This is a genomic window from Brevundimonas bacteroides DSM 4726 (assembly GCF_000701445.1).
Classification (GTDB): Bacteria; Pseudomonadota; Alphaproteobacteria; order Caulobacterales; family Caulobacteraceae; genus Brevundimonas; species Brevundimonas bacteroides.
Genome location: NZ_JNIX01000006.1, coordinates 1 through 6,090 on the forward strand (window position 1 = coordinate 1; position 6,090 = coordinate 6,090).

Below are 6,090 nucleotides of genomic sequence, written 5' to 3' on the forward strand. Positions count from 1 at the left end.
GTCTGCTCGGAAGCGGACGGCCCCGCGTCGCTCGAAGCCGACTGACCGGGGACCAACGGCCCTGTTAGAGCCTTGCCGCTACTGACGCCTCCGGCGGGAAGGTCGGCGTGCTTGCGAAAGCCGATCCCCTGAACGTCATGGGTCTTCTGCCCATGACCTTATCGCCGCGAGCCCCGAAGGGCTCGCGAACCACCCCCTTGATCTGGACGCGGAATGACCGCTCTTCACGGCCTCCGGTCGTTGGACCTCGGGAGCCCCCGCTCCAACCGCTTCCGCCGCGACAAGCTCGCAAGGCCTTGCGCCCTTCCCAGGCGACGGAACTGGGGAAGATTGTAAGGGAGGATTCAATGAGGGCGCGTTCAGAGCGTCTCGAACGCGACGGGCGCTGGATTCATTGGAGCAATCCGGGCGTCGTTGGATGACTGAGAAAAACAGCGCGCGTTTCCCCATCCCCCAAAGGCAAATGGACATGACAAAGGGCCCCCGGATCGCTCCGGGGGCCCCTTCTTACGCTACCGATGTCGTCAGGCTCAGCGAGCGGCCTGGAACTTCTCGACAGTCGCGGTGACGCGCTCGTTGATCGGCTTGAAGCTGTCCTTGACCGAAGCGGTCAGGGTCTCGGTCATCTTGGTGACTTCCGACAGGTGGGTTTCCATCGCCGACTTGGCGAAGTTCGTCTGCAGCTCGATCAGCTCCTGGATCGAACGGGCCTGGGCCATCGACTGGGCGGCGGCGACGCTGTGCTCCCAGCTGGTCTTGCCATAGGACAGGGCCTGGGCCGACAGGGCCTCGGCGCCCTTCTGGGCGGCGGTGGCCGAGGCGGTCAGGGCGTCGAGGTTCGACTTGGAGTGGGCGGCCAGCTCGTTCAGCGAGGCGGTCGTCTTTTCCATGCCCTCGCGCACGGCCTTGACGCCGGCGGCCTGGACGGTTTCGGCCTGGGCCTTGAACTGCTCGGTCTGGACCTTGGCGGCGGCCTTGGTCTGCTCGACGGTCTTGGTGATGGTCTCGGCGGTGTCAGCCATGTGGTATCTCCTGAACCTCGTGAAACGCGGTTGATCCGCGCGAATCTCTTCACCCCTGCTGAGGCGATGGGCGCTATATGGTGCAAGTGCGAAGGGAGGTCAAGTCGTTTTTGTGCATCGCACAATAACTCAGGGGCTCCGTTCGCCCATCAGGATTCGTCCGTTCAATTCCGCGTTGACGTCTGCTTAACCGACATGAAACCTGCGGACCTCATGTTAGGCTGACACTTGCGTCGCGCCGGGGGGCCGTCGTCGCGTCACGAACGGATGAGGCTGTTTGCCGATGATGCGTCTGCTGTCGAAGGGTTCCGGGCTCGATCTGCGCCGCCTCGTGGCCGTGCTGGCGATGGCGTCGCTTGTGCTTGGCAGCGGCTTCGGCGTCTGGAGCCAGGTGCAGGCGCAATCGGGCGAGAACACCCGCTACGCCGCCATCGTGGTGGATGCGACCACCGGCGAGGTCCTGTTCGCCCGCCATGCCGACAGCCGCCGCTATCCAGCCTCGATCACCAAGGTGATGACGCTCTACCTCGCGTTCGAGGCGCTGGAACGGGGACAGGTGAGGCTGGACGATCTGCTGACCGTTTCGCCGCTGGCGGCGTCGCAGCCGCCGTCCAAGTTGGGGCTGGCGGCCGGTCAGACGATCCGACTGGACGACGCCATGCGCGCGACCGCCGTCAGGTCGGCCAACGACATGGCGGTGGTGATCGCCGAGCACATCGGGGGTTCGGAGGCTCGGTTCGCCTCCATGATGACGCTGAAGGCCCAGGAGCTGGGCATGACGCAGACCCGCTACGTCAATCCAAACGGCCTGCCCGACAGCCGCCAGCTGACCTCGGCGCGGGATCTGGCGATCCTGGCGCGGGCCGTGATGCGGGACTATCCGCAGTACTACGCCTATTTCGGCCAGCATGACTGGGCGTTCGAGGGTCGCGGCTATCGCAACACCAACGGCCTGCTGCATTCCGGCGACGGCTATGACGGCATCAAGACCGGCTTCACCAATGCCTCGGGCTATAATCTGGCGGCGTCGGCGGTGCGCGATGGACGCCGCCTGATCACCATCGTGCTGGGCGGGCGGTCGAGCGCGACCCGCAACGCCCATGTGGCCGAGCTGATGAACACCGGGTTCGAGGTCGAACGGCGTCGCGCGGCCGGAGAACGCATCCAGGTGGCGCAGGCCTTCTTCGAGGCGCGGGGCTTCGGCATCGGCGGGCCGGACACGGGTGCGCCGGTTGCCTATGCGTCGCTGAACGGCGCGCCGACGACGGTGGACGAGGATACGGGTCAGGGGTCGAACGCGGTGGCCTATGCCTCGGTGCCGGCGGCGTCCGTGCCGCAGCCGACGGCTGTGTCGAACGCGCCGCCTGCGGGATACACTCGCGCTAATCCCCTGCCCCCGGCAACGGTCGAGCGGGCCGAGGCGGTACCGGCGCGGACGACAGGCAGTCTGACGGCCAGCCTGAACAGCGGCGTTGCGGGGACGACGTCTTCACTAAACCGGAACGCCTCGACGACGACTTCGCGGCCACCGGCGGCGGCGAACACCCGACCGACCACGCCGGCCCGGCCCGCAGCCGAGCGCTGGAGCGTGCAGGTCGGGGCTTTCCGCGACGAGTCGGTGGCGACGGAATGGCTGGCCGAGGTCAACCGCCGCTTCCGCAGCCAGTTCTCCAGCGCCGAGCGCAACGTGGCTTCGGCGGCAGGGTGGCACCGCTCACGCTTCACCGGCATGACCGAGGCGGCGGCGCGGGCGGCCTGCGAGGCGCTGGATGCGCGTCGCGTGACGTGCATGGTGGTGCGGCCGGGCGGCTGAACGCCCTAGCGCAGCTCGATTCGGCGGGTGCCCGCCGGGATCGCCAGATCATTTCCTGACCAGAATGCAGCGCGACCGTCGATGCGGACGCGCTGGGGCGGCGTCGCGTCCTCGGGCCAGCGCAGGACGAAGCCGCCGGGCGGACTGGCCTGTCCGGACAGGGTCAGGGTCGTGATCCCGGCCCGGCGGCGCAGGGTATAGGACAGGTCGCCGTAGGCCGTGCGCACGTCGCGCAGGCCGACGCCGGTGGCGCTGTCGATCCAGCGGAGGGGCACGCCGGCAGCGAGGATCAGGGCGTTGTCCGCATCCCGCTCATGAACGAACAGATCCAGCGCCGAGCGGATGTAGTCCGAGCTGATCCAGGCGTGCGGCATGTCGCCGATGAAGCGGGGCTCGCGCAGGTCGCGGCCCACGACCTCGGCCCAGCCGTTCCAGGCGGCGGGGCGACGGTCGGCGAAGAAGAAGTCCAGCGCCTCCAGCGCGCGGTCGCGATGGCCGAGGCGGACGAGCGCGCCGACGTTCCTGAGTTCGTAGGGGGTGTAGTCCTTCCACTGACTGCGGTTGGCGGCGCGGGCCTGGAAGTTCGACCAGTAGCGGTCGAAGGTGTTGGTCAGCAGGGTCTGGGGCAGCTCGGCCTGGAGGCCGCCGGGCGACAGGCCGATCGTCGTCGAGGTAGCGTCGAAGTCGCCCCGGTCGGCGGCGCCCGCGATCCAGTCGATGCCGTGGTGGGCGGCGGTCGCTTCGATGGAGGCGAGGACGTCGGTCAGGAACTGCTGGCGCGCGGCCTCGTAGCGGTCGGCGGCGGCGGTGTCGCCCAGCGTGCGGGCGATGAAGACGGCGTCGCGGTAGCCGAGCAGGCCCCAGAAGTTGTCCCAGTTCGAATAGGCTGGCCGGTCCGAATAGCCCTCGTGGCTGATGGAAGGCGGCAGCAGGCCATAGAGGTGGCGGCGGTCGGGGGTCTGGTTCTCGGCCACGCGGGTCTGGGCGCGGAGTTCGTCCATGTAGCGGATGGCGCCCTCGACGTGGGGCCAGACGGCGCGGAGCTGGGTCTCGTCCCCGGTGTAGCGATAGGTCTCGGCGGCGAGGAAGACGAACTCGCCGTGGCTGTCGTTCTCGGGGACGGGATCGGCACCGCGCTGGTCGACGCAGCAGGGGACCTTGCCGTTGTCGAAGACGAAGGGGGCGTACCAGGCGAGGTAGTCCTGGCTGAGCGCCGCGTGGCCCAGGCGGTTCAGCCCCTCGGCCATCATGGCCCCGTCCCGGATCCAGGAGCGGTTGTAGCTGCGGGTGCCGGGCTGAAGGATCGGGCCCTGGCGCGACATCAGCATGTGGGCGAGAGACGACTTCATCGTGTCCTCAATGCGCTGGGCTTCGGGCGGGAGGATCAGGTCGAAGCGGTCGAGCTTCTCGCGCCAAGTGGCCGCGATGCGCGACTGGACGGTGTCGAGGGCGGCCTCGACCGAGCCCGTCGCGGGCATGGCGGGGCGGACGCCCGCCAGCGCCGTGACCCAGCCGACGGTGCGGGTCTCTCCGGGCTGGAGCGTCACCGTCCAGGTCAGGGCGCCGGACATGAGGCCGGTGCGGTCGGACTCGACCATGGCGTCGCGGGGGGCATCTGGGCCCCGGGCGAGCAGGCTCTGGGGATCGGCGCCGGCGTGGAAGGTCGAAAGCCGCGCCTCGTCGGGCTGGATCAGGGGACGGATGCGCAGGGCGTCGTTCAGGACCAGCTCGGCGCCGTTCCACTGGATCTGCTCCAGAGGCGAGGCGCCGCCGGGAACGGCGAGGAACTGGACCGGGCCGTTGACCTGCATGGGGCGGGACATCAGCGCCAGCGTCAGGGTGCGCGGGCGCGTAGAGGTGTTGGTCAGGTCGTAGCGGCCATACAGGGAGGCGGCATCGGGAGACCCCTCGGCCATGGCCGTGACCTTCAGCGTCCAGTCGTCGTGGGTCCAGGTGACGGTGGGGATGGGCAGGTCGTCGTCGATCAGGGCCTGGTCGATCCGGGCGTCGGCCCATGTGACGACCCGGCCGTTGTCGAGCACGAAGGGTTCGATCGAGGGGCCGCCGCGCTTGAGCTCGATCGCGCCGTCTTCGGAGATCAGGCCGCTCTCGCCGCCGCCGTCGACGCCGACGAGGGTCCAGTAGGGTTGTTCACCCCGGAAGCCGCGCGGATAGAGGCCCCGGCGGCTGCGGTCGGCGATAGCGGTCAGGAAGGCGGTGCGGCTTTCGCCGAAGGACAGGGGCTCGATGCGCAGGTCGGCGAGGCCATAGGCGGCGGCCGCGCCGTCGCGCGCGCCGAAGCCTGCGCCCATCTGGCCGGAGGCCGGGGCGGGCTGGGGTTCGATGAGGTCAAGCCGGAGCCAGCGGGCGGAGGCCTCAGTGGTCATCAGCCAGTCGGTGCCGCCGTCGGAGCCATCGACGCGGGCGAGCTCGCGCCACTGGCGGCGGTCGGACGAGGCGAGCAGGCGGTAGCGGGCGGCGGCGCGGCCCTCGACCCAGGTCAGGGTCAGGCCGCCGAACTCGCGCTCGTAGCCGAGGTCCAGCGTCAGGGTCTGGGCCCCTGCCCCGTCCGTGATCCAGGCGGTGCGGGGGTCGTCGTCGACGGCGAGCGCTGCGACGCTCTGGCCCTGTTCGCTGGAGGCCTCGGCGATAGGGCGCGGCGGGACCGAGGGCTCGGGCGGCAGGGCGCGGAGCGTCAGGTCGTCGATCTCGATGAAGCCCTGGCCGCCCTCCCCGGCCACGACGACGAACTCGATCCGCTCGGCACCCCGGAAGGTGCGGTCGGGGTTGGGGCCCCAAGCCCAGACGATCTGGCGGCGCTTGATGACCACCTCGGTCCACTCGCCGGGGAAATCGTAGCGGGTCAACTGGCGCCAGTGGACGTTCTCGCCGGACGCATCGGTGAACTTGATCTCGAAGGTGTTGGTCGGGCCATCGCCCCGGACGCGGAAGCGGATCTCGTAGTTCTCGGGGGCCTCGAACGACAGAGGGCGGGCGGCGAAGGCGTAGCCGGAGCGGCCGTTGAAGTCGTAGTCCAGCCGCATGGCCTGGCCCCGAGAGCCGTCGACAGACCGGATCGTCGAGGAGACGTCGGTGGAGGCGTCGGCGGTCCACGGCGACAGGTCCTCGAAGGCGTCAAGGGTGCGGCTGGACTGGGCGTGGGCGGGGGTGACGAGGAGGAGAAGCGCGAGGAGGAGCAGCGCAAATCCTCCCCCGTTGGGGGAGGTGGATGCGAGCCCTTGCGAGCAGACGGAG

General features: G+C 69.4%; 3 protein-coding genes. 1 reads left to right on the plus strand and 2 read right to left on the minus strand.

Features of this window, described 5'->3' with window-relative positions:
• Positions 1-530: 530 nt before the first annotated feature.
• Positions 531-1,022 carry a phasin family protein gene (locus tag Q333_RS0102255; protein WP_029415128.1) on the minus strand — a complete coding sequence of 164 codons (492 nt, stop codon included), beginning with the start codon at positions 1,020-1,022 and terminating at the stop codon, positions 531-533.
• Between the two features lie 286 nt (positions 1,023-1,308).
• Here Q333_RS0102255 and Q333_RS0102260 point away from each other — a divergent pair, with 286 nt between their 5' ends.
• On the plus strand, positions 1,309-2,835 hold the full coding sequence (locus Q333_RS0102260; RefSeq protein ID WP_157072339.1) for a serine hydrolase: 1,527 nt from the start codon (positions 1,309-1,311) through the stop codon (positions 2,833-2,835).
• A 5-nt stretch (positions 2,836-2,840) separates the two neighbouring features.
• Here the strand turns inward: Q333_RS0102260 and Q333_RS0102265 are convergent.
• Positions 2,841-6,090: discoidin domain-containing protein (locus tag Q333_RS0102265; protein ID WP_342667369.1), on the minus strand; the 3,250-nt coding region annotated here is incomplete at its 5' end.

Coding starts and splice junctions, on each gene's coding strand:
- Q333_RS0102255 (WP_029415128.1), bottom strand. CDS start 1,022: ATGGCTGACACCGCCGAGACCATCACCAAGACCGTCGAGCAGACCAAG.
- Q333_RS0102260 (WP_157072339.1), top strand. CDS start 1,309: ATGCGTCTGCTGTCGAAGGGTTCCGGGCTCGATCTGCGCCGCCTCGTG.